The organism is Nocardioides ungokensis (assembly GCF_013466985.1).
Classification (GTDB): Bacteria; Actinomycetota; Actinomycetes; order Propionibacteriales; family Nocardioidaceae; genus Nocardioides; species Nocardioides ungokensis.
In genome coordinates this window covers 771,728-787,977 of the sequence record NZ_CP059164.1, presented here as the reverse complement: position 1 = coordinate 787,977, position 16,250 = coordinate 771,728, and the positions used below count along the sequence as shown (strand labels likewise).

Annotated in this window: 15 protein-coding genes and 3 pseudogenes; 6 read left to right on the top strand and 12 right to left on the bottom strand. The window is 72.8% G+C overall.

Annotated features, from left to right (window positions below; genetic code table 11):
• Positions 1-20: 20 nt before the first annotated feature.
• Together H0S67_RS03950 and H0S67_RS03945 are read left to right on the top strand one after the other, a co-directional pair.
• Complete coding sequence (locus H0S67_RS03950) at positions 21-497, top strand: hypothetical protein (RefSeq protein WP_180935521.1); 477 nt, start codon at positions 21-23, stop codon at positions 495-497.
• Between the two features lie 4 nt (positions 498-501).
• Positions 502-1,302, top strand: coding sequence for a TIGR01458 family HAD-type hydrolase (locus tag H0S67_RS03945; protein ID WP_180935520.1), 801 nt, complete (start codon positions 502-504; stop codon positions 1,300-1,302).
• Positions 1,303-1,304: 2 nt separating this feature from the next.
• Here the strand turns inward: H0S67_RS03945 and miaB are convergent, their stop codons facing one another.
• The 4 genes from miaB to H0S67_RS03925 all read right to left on the bottom strand — a co-directional run bounded on the left by miaB (position 1,305) and on the right by H0S67_RS03925 (position 4,651).
• The gene (gene miaB, locus H0S67_RS03940; protein WP_180935519.1) at positions 1,305-2,795 is read right to left on the bottom strand and encodes a tRNA (N6-isopentenyl adenosine(37)-C2)-methylthiotransferase MiaB; all 1,491 of its coding nucleotides are present in this window, start codon (positions 2,793-2,795) and stop codon (positions 1,305-1,307) included.
• A 53-nt stretch (positions 2,796-2,848) separates the two neighbouring features.
• On the bottom strand, positions 2,849-3,325 hold the full coding sequence (locus H0S67_RS03935; protein WP_180935518.1) for a hotdog fold domain-containing protein: 477 nt from the start codon (positions 3,323-3,325) through the stop codon (positions 2,849-2,851).
• A gap of 148 nt (positions 3,326-3,473) precedes the next feature.
• Complete coding sequence (locus tag H0S67_RS03930; RefSeq protein ID WP_180935517.1) at positions 3,474-3,860, bottom strand: VOC family protein; 387 nt, start codon at positions 3,858-3,860, stop codon at positions 3,474-3,476.
• Positions 3,861-3,862: 2 nt separating this feature from the next.
• Complete coding sequence (locus tag H0S67_RS03925; RefSeq protein ID WP_180935516.1) at positions 3,863-4,651, bottom strand: trans-aconitate 2-methyltransferase; 789 nt, start codon at positions 4,649-4,651, stop codon at positions 3,863-3,865.
• A 102-nt stretch (positions 4,652-4,753) separates the two neighbouring features.
• On the opposite strand from H0S67_RS03925, the pseudogene H0S67_RS03920 reads away from it, so the two are divergent.
• Positions 4,754-5,238: pseudogene (locus H0S67_RS03920) on the top strand (MarR family winged helix-turn-helix transcriptional regulator).
• A 33-nt stretch (positions 5,239-5,271) separates the two neighbouring features.
• On the opposite strand, the gene H0S67_RS03915 reads toward H0S67_RS03920, so the two are convergent.
• The 7 genes and pseudogenes from H0S67_RS03915 to rsmI form a co-directional block, all read right to left on the bottom strand.
• Positions 5,272-7,083, bottom strand: a complete 1,812-nt coding sequence (locus H0S67_RS03915; RefSeq protein WP_180935515.1) for an ABC-F family ATP-binding cassette domain-containing protein — start codon at positions 7,081-7,083, stop codon at positions 5,272-5,274.
• Positions 7,076-7,999, bottom strand: a complete 924-nt coding sequence (locus H0S67_RS03910) for a 4-(cytidine 5'-diphospho)-2-C-methyl-D-erythritol kinase (protein WP_246355105.1) — start codon at positions 7,997-7,999, stop codon at positions 7,076-7,078. The genes H0S67_RS03915 and H0S67_RS03910 overlap by 8 nt, the downstream gene beginning before the upstream one ends.
• Positions 7,996-8,895 carry a 16S rRNA (adenine(1518)-N(6)/adenine(1519)-N(6))-dimethyltransferase RsmA gene (rsmA, locus tag H0S67_RS03905; RefSeq protein WP_180935514.1) on the bottom strand — a complete coding sequence of 300 codons (900 nt, stop codon included), beginning with the start codon at positions 8,893-8,895 and terminating at the stop codon, positions 7,996-7,998. The genes H0S67_RS03910 and rsmA overlap by 4 nt, the downstream gene beginning before the upstream one ends.
• Before the next feature lie 45 nt (positions 8,896-8,940).
• Positions 8,941-10,059 (bottom strand): resuscitation-promoting factor, encoded by a 1,119-nt coding sequence (locus tag H0S67_RS26405; protein WP_180935513.1) that lies wholly within the window; start codon positions 10,057-10,059, stop codon positions 8,941-8,943.
• Between the two features lie 338 nt (positions 10,060-10,397).
• A pseudogene (locus tag H0S67_RS03895) lies at positions 10,398-11,298 on the bottom strand (TatD family hydrolase).
• On the bottom strand, positions 11,295-12,146 hold the full coding sequence (locus H0S67_RS03890) for an alpha/beta fold hydrolase (protein WP_219635461.1): 852 nt from the start codon (positions 12,144-12,146) through the stop codon (positions 11,295-11,297). Before H0S67_RS03890 ends, H0S67_RS03895 begins: the two are co-directional and overlap by 4 nt.
• A gap of 2 nt (positions 12,147-12,148) precedes the next feature.
• A pseudogene (gene rsmI, locus H0S67_RS03885) lies at positions 12,149-13,002 on the bottom strand (16S rRNA (cytidine(1402)-2'-O)-methyltransferase).
• A 76-nt stretch (positions 13,003-13,078) separates the two neighbouring features.
• Here rsmI and H0S67_RS24380 point away from each other — a divergent pair.
• Positions 13,079-13,681 carry a phospholipid carrier-dependent glycosyltransferase gene (locus tag H0S67_RS24380; RefSeq protein WP_246355104.1) on the top strand — a complete coding sequence of 201 codons (603 nt, stop codon included), beginning with the start codon at positions 13,079-13,081 and terminating at the stop codon, positions 13,679-13,681.
• A gap of 32 nt (positions 13,682-13,713) precedes the next feature.
• Entirely contained in the window at positions 13,714-14,775 is a 1,062-nt protein-coding gene (locus H0S67_RS24375) for a dolichyl-phosphate-mannose--protein mannosyltransferase (protein WP_246355103.1), read from the top strand.
• A 3-nt stretch (positions 14,776-14,778) separates the two neighbouring features.
• On the opposite strand, the gene H0S67_RS03875 is transcribed toward H0S67_RS24375, so the two are convergent.
• On the bottom strand, positions 14,779-15,750 hold the full coding sequence (locus H0S67_RS03875; RefSeq protein WP_180935512.1) for an SDR family NAD(P)-dependent oxidoreductase: 972 nt from the start codon (positions 15,748-15,750) through the stop codon (positions 14,779-14,781).
• Positions 15,751-15,821: 71 nt separating this feature from the next.
• On the opposite strand from H0S67_RS03875, the gene H0S67_RS03870 reads away from it, so the two are divergent.
• Positions 15,822-16,226: a pyridoxamine 5'-phosphate oxidase family protein gene (locus H0S67_RS03870; RefSeq protein WP_180935511.1), complete on the top strand. Its 405-nt coding sequence runs from the start codon at positions 15,822-15,824 to the stop codon at positions 16,224-16,226.
• Positions 16,227-16,250 lie beyond the last annotated feature (24 nt).

Here is a 16,250-nt window from a genome sequence, read left to right as displayed (position 1 = left end):
AGCTGCGCGCGTGCCGGTCTGTGTGGAGAGCCCAGTCGGCCGCCCTGGACGCAGCCGGGCGGTCCCTGGAGCAGTGGCGCATCCACGTCGACGCGATGAACAGGCTGGTGGCCGGTCAGATCACCCTGGCCCAGGCCCAGGCATTTTGGAACCGCACCCGGCTGGGCGCTGCGGCGCGGGTGGCGACGTTCGAGGACGCGGCCGGGAGGTACGCCGCCGCCGCGCCCGACTGCGCACGGAACACCAGCACACGGGGCCACCCGCTTGCCGCGTGCGTCGCCGGGGTGCAGGCACGGGCTCGGGCGATCGAGGCCGGCAGGGTCGCAATCACCACGTGGAAGCACCACATCATGGACATGAACATGCTGCGCGCCGGCCAGATCACGCCCCAGCAGGCCACCACGATGTGGCTGAGGAACTGGCATCGAGGCGTCGCCCAACTGGAAGCCTTCACCAAGGTACGCGACCGGGCTGCCCGTGCCGGGTCGTGCGCCTGAGCACGTGGCCGGCGACACGCCCCCCGCTCGGGGAGTCCTGCTGGACCTCGACGGGGTCGTCTACGTCGGCGACGAGCCGGTGCCGGGCGCCGCGGAGGCGGTGGCGTGGCTCGGCCGGGAGCGGATCCCGTTCCGCTACCTGACCAACACCACCTCCCACCCCCGGCGGGAGATCGTCGCGAAGCTCGACGGCCTGGGCATCCCCGCCACGGCCGACCAGGTGCTCACCCCCGCCGTGGCGGCGCTGGCCTGGATGCGGCGTCACCGGATCGATCGTCCGGCGCTCTTCGTCCCGCCCGCCACGGCGACGGAGCTTGCCGACCTCCACCCGCTTCCCGCCGGCGCGGAGGGCGAGGCGGGCGCCGTCGTGGTGGGCGACCTCGGCGAGGGCTGGGACTTCGCGACCCTCAACCGCGCCTTCCGGCTCCTCGTGCAGCCCACGCGGCCACCCCTGCTCGCCCTCGGGATGACCCGCTACTGGCGCGCCCCGGACGGGCTCCGGCTCGACGCGGGCGCGTTCGTGAGGGCGCTGGAGTTCGCCGCCGACCGGGAGGCGGTCGTCCTGGGCAAGCCGGACCGGGCGTTCTACGACGCCGCGGTCGCTGCGCTCGGCCTCTCCCCCGACCGGGTCGTCATGGTCGGTGACGACGTCCGGGTCGACGTCGGCGGGGCGCAGCGGGCCGGGCTGCGCGGCGTGCTCGTCCGGACCGGCAAGTTCTCGCCCTCCGACCTCGAGGGCGAGGTGTCTCCCGACGCGGTCCTCGACTCACTGGCCGACTTGCCGCAGTGGTGGCAGCGGGGGTGAGCTCAGCGACAGGCGGGCGCGTCCGGCAGCGGCGCGGGCACGCCCAGGGTCGGCATCCCGAGCACGACCCCCGAGGCGGCCGGCTGGGCCTGGCGGGCCTCCCAGGCGTCGCCGGAACGGGTGCGGCGTACGCCCAGCACCGGGCCGTCGGCGACCAGGTGGTGCGGGGCGGCGTAGGTCAGCGTGACCGTGACCATGTCACCGGGCCGGACGCCCTCGGCACCCTCCACCTGCGAGAAGTCGGCGGCGAAGTGCACGAGCCGGTTGTCGGGGGCGCGGCCGGACAGGCGGTGGGTGGCGGCGTCCTTGCGCCCCTCGCCCTCGGCGACCATCAGCTCGACGGTGCGGCCGACCAGCGCCTTGTTCTCCTCCCAGGCGATGTCGTTGACCAGTACGACCAGCCGCTCGTAGCGGTCCTTCACGACCGCCGGGGAGATCTGGTCGTCGAGCACGGCGGCCGGGGTGCCCGGGCGCTTGGAGTACTGGAACGTGAAGGCACCGGAGAACCGTGCCGCACGGGCGACGTCCAGGGTCGCCTGGAAGTCCTCCTCGGTCTCCCCCGGGAAGCCGACGATGATGTCGGTCGTGATCGCCGCGTCCGGCATCGCCGCGCGCACTCGCTCGATGATCCCCAGGTACTTGCTCTGCCGGTAGGAGCGGCGCATGTCGCGCAGCACCTTGTCCGACCCGGACTGCAGCGGCATGTGCAGCGAGGGCATCACGTTGGGCGTCTCGGCCATCGCCTCGATGACGTCGTCGGTGAACTCCGCCGGGTGCGGGGAGGTGAAGCGGACCCGCTCGAGACCCGCGATGTCGCCGCAGGCCCGCAGCAACTTGGAGAAGGCCTGGCGGTCGCCGAACTCCACGCCGTACGCGTTGACGTTCTGCCCGAGCAGGGTCACCTCGGAGACTCCCTCGGCCACCAGCGCCTCGATCTCGGCCAGGATCTCGCCGGGACGCCGGTCCTTCTCCTTGCCGCGCAGGCTCGGGACGATGCAGAACGTGCAGGTGTTGTTGCACCCGACCGAGATCGACACCCACGCGGCGTACGCCGACTCGCGCTTGGTCGGCAGCGTCGAGGGGAAGACGTCGAGGGACTCAAGGATCTCGACCTGAGCCTCCTCCTGGACCCGGGCACGCTCGAGCAGCACCGGCAGCGAGCCGATGTTGTGGGTGCCGAAGACGACGTCGACCCACGGCGCCTTCTGGGTGATCGTGGCGCGGTCCTTCTGGGCCAGGCAGCCGCCGACGGCGATCTGCATGCCGGGATGGGCGGCCTTCACCGGCGCGAGGTGGCCGAGGTTGCCGTAGAGCTTGTTGTCGGCGTTCTCGCGCACCGCGCAGGTGTTGAACACGACGACGTCGGCCTGCGCACCCTCCGGCGCGGCCGCGTAGCCCGCATCCTCCAGCAGCCCGGTCAGGCGCTCGGAGTCGTGGACGTTCATCTGGCACCCGTAGGTGCGGACCTCGTACGTGCGCGCTGCGTTGCTCATGACCGGTCAAGGGTACGGCGGGGGCTCGGGCCCGCGAAAACCGTCGACGTCGGCTAGGTGCGCGGGGTGACCCAGAGCCGGATGACGCCCTCGATGACGACGGTTCCGTCGTCGCGGACGCCGCGCACGCGGACCGGGAGGTCGCCGCCGGAGTCGGGAAGCGCCTCGGAGGTCCACTGCTCGGGGTCGGTCTCGGCCACGCAGGTGATGTCGCTGGTGGCCTTGGCGGTGTAGCTGACCTCCATCCCCTTCGGGATCCACCGCTTGTCGGCCGGGATCGTGGCCTCGGCGAGCGCACCCATCGCGGCCTCGAGACCGTTGCAGAGCGCGATCGCGTGGACGGTGCCGAGGTGGTTGTGCACCCCCGGCCGCTTGGGGATCACCAGCTCGGCGCGGTTGGGCCGGATGTCGACGAAGCGGGGACGGATGGTGGCGAAGTACGGCGCCTTCTGCGCGAACAGCACCGAGAAGATGCGCTTGCCCTGGGGCAGTGCGCTGGTCTTCTTCCACAGGGTGAGGACCTGGCTCATGCACCGATGCTACCGGCGAGTAACTGCTGGTGGGGTGTGAGCCGGCGCACCCGAACCAATCCCATGTAACGCGGTGTCCACGTCACCGGGGCGGCGTTGCAGCACCGCACCAGGTCCGTGGACACCGCGTTACAAGCGAGCGCCTCGGTCAGGCGGGGGCCAGCACCTCGACCCGGTTGCCGTGGGTGTCGAAGGTGTGGAAGCGCTGGTGGCCGGCGAAGGTGGTCCGCTGGCTCCAGTCGACCTCGTGGCCAGCGGCCACCAGTCGCTCGGCGGTGGCCTCGAGGTCGGCGACGGTGTCGAGGACGAACGCCGGGTGGGCCTTGCGGGCCGGGGCGAACGGGTCCTCGACGCCCACGTGGATCTCGGCCACGACGGCACGGTCGGCGTCGTACGAGCGGAACCACGCGCCGCCGCGGCCCCGCAGGTCGGCCGGCTTCTCGACCTCGGTCATCCCGAGGCCGTCGGCGTAGAACCTGCGGGCATCGTCCTCGCCACCGGGCGGACAGGCCACCTGGACGTGGTGCAGCCTCATGGTCACTCCTCGCTGTCGGATCGCCGGGCCACGACGAAGATGCGCCGGAACGGCAGCACCACGCCGTGGTCGTGTTGGGGGTACGCCGCGCGCAGGCGGCGCTTGAACTCTGCCTCGAAGTCGGCCCGGAGGTCGTCGGGCAGGGCCTGCTGGGTGGGGCGGGCGCCGGTGCCGGAGACCCAGGTGAAGACGGGGTCCTCGCCGGTCAGCACGTGGAGGTAGGTCGTCTCCCACGCGTCGACCGTGCAGCCGAGGGCGGTCAGCCGATCCAGGTAGGCCGCCGGGTCGTGGCTGGACGGGACGGCCACGCCGAGGGTGTGCTGGGCGTACGCCGCCTCCGCGGCCAGGTCGCGGCGGATCGTGTGGCTGGGCTCGTCGAAGTTGCCGGGGACCTGGAAGGCCAGCCACCCTCCGGGCCGGACCCGTCCGACCAGGGCCGGCAGCAGGTCCAGGTGTCCGGGCACCCACTGCAGGGTGGCGTTGGAGACCAGCACGTCGACCCCGGTGTCGTCCGTGGCGGCCGCCCAGTCCCGCAGGTCGGCGACGTCGAAGGCGATCCGGTCGTCGGCGGCCCGGGCCCGCTCGACCATCTCGGGGCTGGAGTCGAGCCCGACGACCTCGGCGGCGGGCCACCGGTCGGCCAGCAGGCTGGTCAGGTTGCCGGGACCGCAGCCGAGGTCGACCACCGACGCGGGCCGCTCCGCCCCGACCCGGGCGAGCAGCTCGACGAACGGCCGCCCGCGCTCGTCGGCGTACGTCAGGTAGCGGTCCGGGTCCCAGCGGTGCGTCATGAAGGCTCCTCGTCCACGATCTCTTGATGTCAAGATAACTGGATCTTGGAAGAACTTTGTCTCGATGTCAAGATTCTCGACCGATCCGGGTAGACTGGTGCCATGAGGGACGAGGTCGACGAGCTGGTGGACGCCTGGGCGCGCCAGCGTGCCGACCTCGACCTGGCCCCGGTCGCCGTCTTCAGCCGGATCTCCCGCCTGGCGCGACACCTCGACCTGGCCAGGCGCCAGGCGTTCACCACCCACGGCATCGAGTCCTGGGAGTTCGACGTGCTCGCCGCCCTGCGCCGCGCGGGGCGCCGTACGAGCTCTCCCCCGGCCGGCTGCTGCGCGAGACGCTGGTGACCAGCGGCACCATGACCAACCGCGTCGACCGGCTGGCGGCGCGTGGGTTCGTCGAGCGGCACCCCGATCCCGAGGACCGGCGCGGTGTCATCGTGCGGCTTACCGCCGAGGGCAAGACGGCCGTGGACGGTGCCTTCGAGGCGCTGCTGGACGCCGAGCGGTCCTTCCTCGCCGACCTCCCCCATGCCGAGCAGCAGCAGCTCGCCGCCCTGCTGCGGACCCTGCTGGCCCCCTTCTCCTGAGGTCGGCCTCCGCAGGTCGGCGCAGGTCGACGCTCACTCGAGGGTCTCTGCGGCCTCCAGCCACTCCATCTCGAGCTCGTCCTTCTCGGCCGACAGCTCGTCGAGCCGGGCGCTGAGCTCCGCGAGCTTCCCGTAGTCCTGGGCGTGCTCGAGGACCTCGGCGTTCAGGGCGGCCTCCTGCTCGGCGATCCGCTCGAGCCTCTTGTCGATCCGCGAGATGTTCTTCCGCGCGGTCCGCTCCTCGGCGCTGCCCGCCTTGGCTTTCGACGCGCTCGTCGCGACCTCGTCCCTCGGTCGCGGAGCTTGCTCAACCTCGTCTCGCGACGCCGCTCCCTCGTCCCTCGCGATCGGCTGCTCGCTCGACCGCCGCTCGAGGTACTCGTCCACGCCCCGGGGCAGCATCGAGATCTGGCCGTCGCCGAGCAGCGCCCAGACCGAGTCGGTGACGCGCTCGAGGAAGTAACGGTCGTGGGAGACCACGACGAGGGTGCCGGGCCAGCCGTCGAGGAAGTCCTCGAGGACGTTGAGGGTCTCGATGTCGAGGTCGTTGGTGGGCTCGTCGAGGAGCAGCACGTTGGGCTCGTCGAGCAGCAGCATCAGCAGCTGGAAGCGGCGCCGTTCCCCACCGGACAGGTCCCCGACGCGGGCCGTCAGCTTGTCACCGGTGAACCCGAAGCGCTCCAGCATCGAGCTCGCCGTGATCTCGCCGCCGTCGGTGGTCCTGGTGACCTGCCGGTACGACTCGACCATCGGCAGCACCCGACCGTCGGGGTCGAGGTCGTCGAGCTGCTGGGTCAGGTGGCGCAGCGCGACCGTCCGTCCCAGCTTGACCCGACCCGCCTGCGGCGCGAGCTGACCCGAGACCAGGTTGAGCACCGAGCTCTTGCCGGCGCCGTTGACGCCCACGATGCCGACCCGGTCTCCCGGGCCGAGCCGCCAGGTGGCGTGCTCGAGCAGGGTGCGCTCGCCCCGGACCAGGTCGACGTCCTCGACGTCGACCACGTCCTTGCCGAGCCGCTGGGCAGCGAAGCGCTGCAGCTCCATGCGGTCCCGCGGCGGCGGCACGTCCTCGATCAGGGCGTTGGCGGCGTCGATGCGGAACTTCGGCTTCGAGGTACGCGCGGGCGGGCCCCGCCGCAGCCACGCGAGCTCCTTGCGGGCGAGGTTCTGCCGGCGCGTCTCGGAGGCCGAGGCCTGGCGCTGGCGCTCGGCCTTGGCGAGCACGAACGCGGCGTACCCGCCCTCGTAGGCGTCGACGACGCCGTCGTGCACCTCCCACGTCCACTGGCAGACCGCGTCGAGGAACCAGCGGTCGTGGGTGACGACCACGAGCGCCGACGAACGCTGGACCAGGTGCTGCGCGAGCCAGGCGACGGCCTCGACGTCGAGGTGGTTGGTGGGCTCGTCGAGCACGATCAGGTCGTGCTCGCCGAGCAGCAGGGCGGCCAGCGAGCAGCGGCGGCGCTCGCCGCCGGAGAGGCCGACGACCGCCCGGTCCAGCGAGACGCCGGCCAGCAGCTCCTCGACGACCTCCCGGCTGCGCGGGTCGGCGGCCCACTCGTGGTCGGAGCGGCCGCCGAGCACCGCCTCGCGGACGGTGTGGGTGTCGACGAGCTCGTCGCCCTGGTGGAGGTAGCCCACCAGGAGGCCCCGCGAGCGGGACACCCGGCCGGTGTCGGGCTCCTCGAGGCCGGTCATGACCTCCAGCAGCGTGGTCTTGCCGTCGCCGTTGCGTCCGACGATGCCGATCCGCTCGCCGGCACCGATGCCGAGCGAGACGTCGGTGAGCAGCGGCCGCACGCCGTAGGACTTCGAGACCCGCTCGAGGTTGAGGAGGTTAGCCATGGGTCACCACGTGGGCGCCGGCCACCGGTCCGTTGGCGACGAGCACGACGGGCGGCTCGCTGCCGGCGAGCAGGGCACCGGCCACCTCACGGGCGTGGTCGCCGGACTCGCAGAGGAAGACGCAGGTCGGCCCGGACCCGGAGACCAGCCCGCGCAGCGCGCCCTCGGCCTCGCCGGTCGCGATCCGTCGCGCCAGGTCGGGCCGCAGGTCGAGGGCCGGGGCCTGGAGGTCGTTGTGCAGGGTCGCGGCCAGCCGGTGGGGGTCACCGGAGTCCAGGGCCGCGAGCAGCTCGCCGGCGGCCGGCGGGGTCGCCGGTGCGTCAGGGAAGAGCCGGTCGAAGTGGCGGTAGACCTCAGGGGTCGACAGACCCTCCGGGGACAGCACGACCACCCACCACCAGGTGCCGTGGTCGGCCACCGGGGTGACGATCTCGCCGCGGCCGGTGCCCACCGCCGTACCGCCGACGAGCGCGAAGGGCACGTCGCTGCCCAGCCGCGCGGCCAGCGCGAGCAGGTCCTCGTCGGAGGTCTCCAGCCGCCAGAGCCGGTCCAGGGCCACCAGCGCGGCGGCCGCGTCGGCGGAGCCGCCGGCCATCCCCCCGGCGACCGGGATGGCCTTGGTGACCTGCAGGTCACCCGACCTGGCCACGCCGTGGTGGGCGGCCAGCAGCGTCGCAGCCCGGTCGACGATGTTGTCGCCGTCCAGCGGGACCGCGGCGGGGTCGATGTAGTCCTCGACGTCGACCCCGACCCGCCAGTCGGGTGCCGGGATCGCGCTGAGGTCGTCGTACAGGCCGACCGCGTGGTAGACGGTCAGCAGCGGGTGCATGCCGTCCTCGCGGACGGCGCCGACGCCGAGGTGCAGGTTGATCTTGGCGGGCGCGCGCACGGTGAGACCGGCGACGGAGTTCCTCACGCGCGTGCCTCCAGCGCCGGGCCCTGGGCGGCCAGGCCCTCGGCGATCCGGACGAAGTCGGTGATGGTCAGCGACTCGCCTCGGGCGAGCGGGTCCACCCCGGCGTGCGCCAGCGCGGCCGTCGCGGCCTCCGCGGAGCCGGCCAGCCCGCGCAGCGCGCCGCGGAGCACCTTGCGGCGGTGGGCGAAGGCGGCATCGACCACCGCGAAGACCTCCTGGCGGGTGGCGGTGGTGGCCGGCGGTTCGCGCCGGGTCCAGGCGACCAGCCCGGAGTCGACGTTGGGGGCCGGCCAGAAGACGTTGCGCCCGATCGAGCCGGCGCGGCGCACGTCGGCGAACCAGGCGGCCTTGACCGACGGCACGCCGTAGACCTTGGAGCCGGGTGCCGCGGCGAGCCGGTCGGCCACCTCGGCCTGCACCATCACCAACCCCCGCTCGAGCGAGGGCAGCAGGGTCAGCATGTGCAGCAGCACCGGCACGGAGACGTTGTAGGGCAGGTTGGCCACCAGTGCGGTCGGGGGCGGCCCGGGGACCGCGTCGATGCGCATCGCGTCGCCGAGCACCACCTCGAAGCGCTCCTGCTGCTCCGGCGCGTACGCCGCGATGGTCTGCGGAAGGCGCGCGGCGAGGACCTCGTCGACCTCGATCGCGACGACCCGCCGCGCGACCTCGAGGAGCGCCAGGGTCAACGACCCGAGGCCCGGACCCACCTCCACGACCACGTCGTCGGCGGTGACCGCGGACTCGCGGACGATCCGGCGCACGGTGTTGGCGTCGATGACGAAGTTCTGTCCCCGCTGCTTGGTGGGGCGCAGGTCGAGCTCGGCCGCCAGCGAACGCACCTCCGCCGGCCCGAGGAGCCTCGGACCGGCGGAGGGGGAAGAAGCGCTCGTCACGGGACGAGCCTAGGTGTCGACGGGCTGCCCCGACGAACCAGCAGGTCAGGCCTGCGCACCACAGACCGGCCAGGCACCGTAGCCACCGGAGGCGGCACGGACCTTCTCGGCGATGCTGATCTGGTACTCACGGCTGGTGAGGTCCGGACGGCTCACGCCGCCGTAGGACCGCCACGTGCTCAGGTTGAACTGGAGCCCGCCGTAGTAGCCGTTGCCGGTGTTGGCCGCCCAGTTACCACCGGACTCGCACTGCGCGATCCGGTCCCAGGCGGTGCCGCCCGAGGCGTAGTTGGTGCTCGGCGCGGTGGGGGCCGGCTGCTTGGTGCCGACGCGCACGATCTCGGCCTTGGGGGCACGGGTGACCTGCGAGTCGAGGACCTTGCGGACGGCCAGCTGACCGTTGCGGTAGACCAGCCGGTAGGTCACGTCGCGCAGGCCCTCGGTGCCCGAGCGTACGACCTTCGAGTGGCCCTCGAGCATCGAGGAGTCGTCCTTGTTGACCGTGTCGTAGCCGATGCTCTCGCCCTTGACGTGCTTGGTGACGACCCGCACGTCGGTGAAGACGATCTTGTCGCCGTCGGTGATCTCGTGCTTCGGGGCCGGCGTGGTCTGGTCGGTCTTGCCGACCTTGACGTGCAGGTCCTTGAGCGCGCCCTCGACGGTGAGGGCGGTGACCGTGCGCTTGACCGGCTTCTTCGCGCCGATCTTCACGGTCAGCGTCTTCGGCGTGACCACGTCGAGCTTGAGGCCCTCGCGGTCGATGCTGCCACCACGGCTGGTGGAGAGCTGGGCGCCGGTGAAGCGGCGACCGATCTCGCCGAGGGCGTCGGCGACCTTGGTGGAGGTGACCCAGTAGGTCTGCTTGTTGCCGTCGACGTCCAGCTTCAGCGGACGGCCGAAGCGGACGGTGATCCGGCTGCCGTCGCTGACCTTCTCGTCCACGCCGGGGGCGACGATGTCGTGCGGGCCGAGGTCGATGCCCTGGGAGTCCAGGACGTCCCCGACGGTGCCGCCCATGGCGGTCACCTGCTCGGACTTGCCGTCGAGGGACAGGGTGACCGACTTGCTCAGTGCTGCGTACCCGAAGGTGGTGCCCGCCACGGCCAGGACGGCCACGGTCGCTAGCGCGATCAGCGCGGCGCGGCTCTTGGCCCAAGCAGGCATGACCCGAGAGATCAGTGGGGTGTTGTGCTCATTGCTCTCATCATGAGTGGGCACGATTCTCCGAACGTCGTTCTCCCCGGTTCTCGGGTGCCAGCGCATCGCAGCACGCAGGACCACCTGTGGGTGGAGCGTGCGACAAGGGGGTTACGCGGGGCTACCGCTACGATGCGGCTGCCACCTGCACTGGTCAGATCGATCCCGATCCCGGCCATCAGTCACAAGACCATAACGAGGTCACACGCGCACGCAAAGTCCTCGTCCCCAGATTTTCCCCAACGTGACCAGTGTCATGGTGACCAAATACCCTGGTTCGCGGCTTCTGCGTGCTACTCGACCTGCTACCAGGAGCCGCCGAAAGCGGTCTCGGTGTTGCGGTCGACGGCGGCGCACAGCTCGCCCAGATCCGCGCCGCGGACCTCCGCCATCGCACGCATCGTGACCGGGACGAGGTACGACGCGTTCGGGCGCCCACGATACGGGGTCGGGGTCAGGTACGGCGCATCGGTCTCCACCAGCACCCGTCCTGGGGCGCGAGCGCGAGCGCGTCGCGCAGCGGCTGGGCGTTCTTGAACGTCACCGTGCCGGCGAAGGACAGCCACGCGCCGCGGTCCAGGCAGCGGCGGGCGACGTCGGCGTCGCCGGAGAAGCAGTGCATCACCCAGCGGTCGGGGCGCCCTCCTCGTCGATGACGGCGAGCACCTCCTCGTGGGCGTCGCGGTCGTGGATGACCAGCGTCTTGTCGAGGCGCTTGGCGAGGTCGATGTGGCGCCGGAACGACTCCACCTGCGCGGCCCGCCCCTCCTCACCGGTCCGGAAGTGGTCGAGCCCCGTCTCCCCCACCGCGCGCACCTTGTCGTGCGCCGAGGCGAGCCGCTCGATCTCGGCGAGGGCGTCCTCCAGCGTGCCGGCCGCGGCGTGCCGGGGCGCCTCGTTGGGGTGCAGCGCGACGCCGGCGACCAGCGCGTCGTAGGACGCCGCGGCCTCGACCGCCCATCGGGCGCCGGGGAGGTCGCAGCCGATCTGCACGATCCGGGTCACGCCGACCGCCGCCGCCGCGTCGATCGCCTCGCGGGTCGAGAACCAGTCGTCGGGCCGGTCGGCGTCGGCGATGTCGAGGTGGCAGTGGTTGTCGACCACCGGGTGCGGCAGCGGCTCGGGTGCCGGCGGACGCTCGCGGTCGCGGCGGCTGCCCGTCTTCTCCTCCGTCGCCGCTCGGGTTCGGGTGGGTCGGTCGGTCATGTGTGCTCCTCCACCGAGGCGATGCGGGCCGCGATGACGGCGGCCAGCCGGTCCGGCGCCTGGGTCGGGATCCAGTGGCTGACCCCCTCCAGCACCTCCAACGAGTAGTCGGCGTCGACGTAGGCCGCGGCGAGCCCGGCGGCCCGCGGGCCGATCGCGGTGTCCCCGTCGCTCCAGACGAGGGTGGTCGGCACGCGCACCCGGTTGCTCGGACGGCCCGGGCCGGGCAGGAACATCGCGCGGTACCACCCCAGGCCGCCCCGCAGCGCGCCGTACTCCACGATCTCGCGGTGGCAGCGGGCCACCTCGCCCTCGGTCATCCCGGCGGCCCGGAGGCCCTTGTCGAAGCGGCCTCCGCTGCGCGCCGCCAGCAGCTCGGGGACGCGGGGCAGCTGGAAGAGCAGCATGTACCAGGACCGGAGGAGCTGGTCGGACGTCACCAGCGACCGGACGAAGGCCATCGCGGGCGGCACGGACACGGCGGTCAGGCTGCGGACCTGCCCGGGGCTGCGCGCGGCGACCAGCCAGGCCACGCTCGCACCCCAGTCGTGGCCGACCAGGTGCACGGGCCGGCCGACCTCCGCGGCCAGCGCCTCGACGTCGCCGGCGAGGCAGGCGAGCCGGTAGTCGCGGCGCCGCCGCGGACGCGCCCCGGGCGAGTAGCCGCGCTGGTCCGGGACGATGGTGCGGATCCCGCGCTCGTGGAGCAGCGGCGCCACGGCGTCCCACGAGCTGCCGCGCTCGGGGAAGCCGTGCAGCAGCACCGCGGGCTCGCCGTCGAGCGGCCCGGTGTCGCGGACGTCGAGGACGAGGCCGTCATGGGTGTACGACGTGATCCGGGCGGCCATGCTCAGCCTCCGTGGACGAGGTTGTAGACGTCCCGCTTGGGCAGCCCGGCCCGCTTGGCCACCTCGACGATGGCCTCCTTGCGGCTGGTGCCGTCGGCCTCGAGCGCGGCCACCGCTGCCAGCAGGCTGGCGGGGTCGGTGTCGAGGTCGGGGCCGCCGGCTGCGCCCGCCACCACGATCGTCACCTCGCCGCGCACGCCCTCGGCCGCCCACTCGACGAGGTCGGCGAGCGGGCCGCGTCGTACCTCCTCATGGGTCTTGGTCAGCTCGCGGCACACCGCCGCGGCGCGTTCGCCGCCCAGTGCCCCGGCCATGGCGGCCAGCGCGGCGTGGGTGCGGTGCGGCGCCTCGAAGAAGACCATGGTCCGCTCCTCGGCGGCCAGGCCCGCGAGGCGCCGGGACCGCTCCCCTGCCTTGCGGGGCAGGAAGCCCTCGAAGCAGAAGCGGTCCACCGGCAGGCCGGAGACGGCCAGGGCGGTGAGCACCGCCGAGGGTCCGGGGACTGCGGTCACCGGGACGTCGGCCTCGACCGCGGCGGCGACGAGCCGGTAGCCGGGGTCGGAGACGCTCGGCATGCCCGCGTCGGTCACCAGCAGCACCCGCTCGCCGGCCAGCAGCGCGTCCAGCAGGGCGGGGGTCCGGGCGCTCTCGTTGCCCTCGAAGTAGGAGACGACCCGGCCGGTCACGACGACGCCGAGGTCGGGGTGAGCCGCTTGAGACGGCGGGTGTCCTCGGCCGCGACCACGTCGGCGTTCGCCAGCTCCTCGGCCAGCCGGGGCGGCGCGTCGGCCACCCGCCCGATGGGGGTGGCGGCGAGCACGAGGGTGCCGGGAGCGGGCGTCACGTCCCCGATCATCGCAGGGTCGCAACGGTCGGACGGCACGGGCCGCACGGGCCGGAGCGCACAGGTGTGGCACGTAGAGTCTGCGACCGTGACGAGCTCCGCGCCTCCCCACACCCCGGCCCCGCCCGCGGAGCCCCGGCGTCGGGTGGGCCTCTCGCGCACCGCCAGCGGCCGCCCGGTGCCGCTGGCGCGGGTGCGGGCACGCGGCCGGATCCGGCTCGAGGACCCGGTGGTCGGCTGGGCGGCGGGCATCGGGGTCACCCTGCTCGCGCTGTTCCTGCGGCTGTGGCACCTCGGCACGCCGCACGACTTCGAGTTCGACGAGACCTACTACGCCAAGGACGCCTGGTCGCTGCTCCACTTCGGCTACGCCAGGGACTACGTCACCAACGCGAACGACAAGATCCTGAACGGCACCACCACCGGAGTGTGGAAGAGCACCCCCGAGATGATCGTCCACCCCGAGGTCGGGAAGTGGCTGATCGCGCTCGGGGAGAAGACCTTCGGGATGGACCCGTTCGGCTGGCGCGTCGCCTCCGCGGTGGTCGGGTCCCTCATGGTGCTGGTGATGTGTCGCCTGGCTCGGCGGCTCACCGGCTCGACCGCGCTCGGGTGCGTGGCCGGGCTGCTGCTGACCTTCGACGGACTCCAGCTCGTGCTCTCCGGCTGGCCCTGCTCGACATCTTCGTAGCGTTCTTCATCCTCTGCGGCGTCGCCTGCGTCGTGAACGACCGCGACTGGTTCCGCGCCCGGATGGCCCGGCTGGCGCCCGTCCCGATCACCGACTCGGGCAGCTGGGGGCCGGTGCGCCGGATGCTGTTCCGGCCGTGGCTGCTGCTCGGCGGCGTGTGCTGGGGGCTCGCGGTCGGCAGCAAGTGGGAGGCGCTCTACCCGTTGGCAGCCTTCGGCGTCCTCGCCTGGGTGTGGAGCGCCGGAGCGCGGCGCTCCTTCGGGGTGCGGTGGGCGCTGCTGAGGTCGGTGGTGGTCGACGGCATCCCCGCGTTCGTGCACCTCGTGCTGGTCGCGCTGGTGGTGTACGTCGCGACGTGGACCGGCTGGCTGATGCACGCCGAGACCTACGAGAACCACCTCTCGGCGACGCAGTACACGCACTACGACGGAGGCAAGGACTGGCCGACGGCCAGCGAGCCCGACGCCAGCGGCCTCGGCGGGGTCACCCAGTCGCTGCGCTCGCTGTGGCACTACCAGCGCGACGTCTACGTCTTCCACACCCACTTCCTCAACGACGCCACCCACACCTACGCCTCCAAGCCCTCGGGGTGGCTGTTCCTGAACCGGCCGGTCGGCGTCGAGGCCGACGTCGACATCAAGCCGGGCACGCAGGGCTGCGAGGCGCCCGCCGGCAGCGACTGCCTGCGCCAGGTGCTGCTGCTCGGCACCCCGGTGCTGTGGTGGGGCGGGGTGCTGGCCCTGGTCTACGCGGCGGTGATGTGGATCGGCGCGCGGGACTGGCGGTTCGGGCTGACGGTCATCGGCACCGCGACGACGTGGCTGCCGTGGCTGATGTACGACAGCCGGCCGATCTTCTCGTTCTACGCCGTCACCACGCTGCCGTTCATCGTCCTCGCGATCACGATGACGATGGGCAGGCTGATCGGCTCCTCGCCCGCGCCGACGGCACGGCGTACCGCCGGGGTGATCGCGTCCGGCTCGTTCTTCGTGCTGGTGCTGGTGAACTTCGCGTGGTTCTGGCCGATCTGGACCGATGCCCTGCTGACCCACGCGGAGTGGCTGGACCGGATCTGGTTCCAGCGCTGGATCTGACCCCTACGGCCCCCGGGGCAGGTCGAGCTGCTCGCGCACCCAGGCCCACAGCCGTGCGCGCTCGCCCTCGTCGGTGCGCGTGCGGCGCAGCAGGTGGAACGGGCGCGGACGCCGGTCGTGCCACAGCCGGCCACCGGTGGGCGGGGGCTCGGTCGCGGCGAGCCACACCGTGGTGTCCGCGCCGCCCTCGGCGTCGCGGAGCAAGGGGCCGGTGAGTCGGTGGAAGGTCGGCAGCGAGTCGACCACGCCCGGGGTGTCGGCCCACCCGGGATGGGTGGCGTGCACCGAGATCCCGGACCCTCCCCAGCGCTGGTCGAGCACGGGCAGCAGCTCGACCTGGGCGCGCTTGCTGCGGGCGTAGGCGGTCGTCGGCGAGTAGTCGCCGTGGAGGTACTCCGGGTCGTCGGCGCGCAGGCGCTGGCCGTACATCCCGCCCGAGGTCACCAGCACGACCCTGGCCCCGTCGAGGCGGGGTCGCAGCAGCTCGGTCATCAGGACCGGGCCCAGGACGTGCAGGGCCATGGTGAGCTCGTGCCCCTGGGGCGACTCGGTGCGCCGGGCGGGCATGGCCCCGGCGTTGTGCACCAGCACGTCGAGCCGGGCCACGTCGAGCTCGTCGACGAAGCGGCGCACGTCGTCGAGGTCGCCGACGTCGCAGTGCGCGAGGCGGAACCGGGCGCGCGGCAGCCGCCCGTCGAGCTCGCGGAGCACGCGGGCGCCCTTGTCGGTGTCGCGGACGACCATCACGACCTCGGCACCCAGCCGGGCGAGCCCCTCGGCGGTCGCGAGGCCGAGGCCGGAGGTGGCGCCGGTGACGGCCACGACCCTGCCCTCGAGGGCATCCGGCTCCGGGTCGGCCGGCCAGGTCGGGAGGTGCCGCCGGATCGCCGGACCGATCCTCGTGTAGCCGGGGGCCACGGTCCGGTCCAGCACGGTGTCGATCCCGACGGAGAGGGCGCGCGGCAGGGGCAGCATGCTGGCGACCGTAGCCGCCGGCCGGTGCCCGCCCAAGGTGCCCGTCACCCGGCACCGGGCACGATGGTGCGGTGACCTCCTGGACGCCCGACTGGGCCGCGTGGCCCCCTGCCCTGCTCGACTTCTGGACACAGCGGCACCTGTGCACGCTCACCACGCTGCGCGCCGACGGGCGCCCGCACGTCGTGCCGGTCGGGGTGGCGCTGGACCTCGAGGAGCGCTGCGCCTGGGTGATCACCTCCGGGTCGTCCCGCAAGGCGCGCAACCTCGACCACTTCCCCCACCTGGCCGCCTGCCAGGTAGACGGCCGACGCTGGTCGACGATCGAGGGTCGGGGGTCGGCGCTGTCGGACCCGGCGTCGGTGCGCCGGGCCGAGGAGAGGTACGCCGCGCGCTACCGCACGCCGCGGGAGAACCCCGCCCGGGTGGCGATCCGGATCGAGGTGGACCGGATCCTGTCCTCGAGCGACTTCTGACCCGAGCCCCCACGTGGGGCGGCC

What these genes read in the sequence shown, in the direction of transcription:
- H0S67_RS03925 (WP_180935516.1), bottom strand. Translation starts at nt 4,651, where the DNA reads ATGACGCACCGCTGGGACCCGGACCGCTACCTGACGTACGCCGACGAG.
- H0S67_RS03915 (WP_180935515.1), bottom strand. Translation starts at nt 7,083, where the DNA reads ATGGCTAACCTCCTCAACCTCGAGCGGGTCTCGAAGTCCTACGGCGTG.
- H0S67_RS03935 (WP_180935518.1), bottom strand. Translation starts at nt 3,325, where the DNA reads ATGAGCCAGGTCCTCACCCTGTGGAAGAAGACCAGCGCACTGCCCCAG.
- H0S67_RS26405 (WP_180935513.1), bottom strand. Translation starts at nt 10,059, where the DNA reads ATGCCTGCTTGGGCCAAGAGCCGCGCCGCGCTGATCGCGCTAGCGACC.
- H0S67_RS03875 (WP_180935512.1), bottom strand. Translation starts at nt 15,750, where the DNA reads ATGCTGCCCCTGCCGCGCGCCCTCTCCGTCGGGATCGACACCGTGCTG.
- H0S67_RS03930 (WP_180935517.1), bottom strand. Translation starts at nt 3,860, where the DNA reads ATGAGGCTGCACCACGTCCAGGTGGCCTGTCCGCCCGGTGGCGAGGAC.
- miaB (WP_180935519.1), bottom strand. Translation starts at nt 2,795, where the DNA reads ATGAGCAACGCAGCGCGCACGTACGAGGTCCGCACCTACGGGTGCCAG.
- H0S67_RS03890 (WP_219635461.1), bottom strand. Translation starts at nt 12,146, where the DNA reads ATGGCCGCCCGGATCACGTCGTACACCCATGACGGCCTCGTCCTCGAC.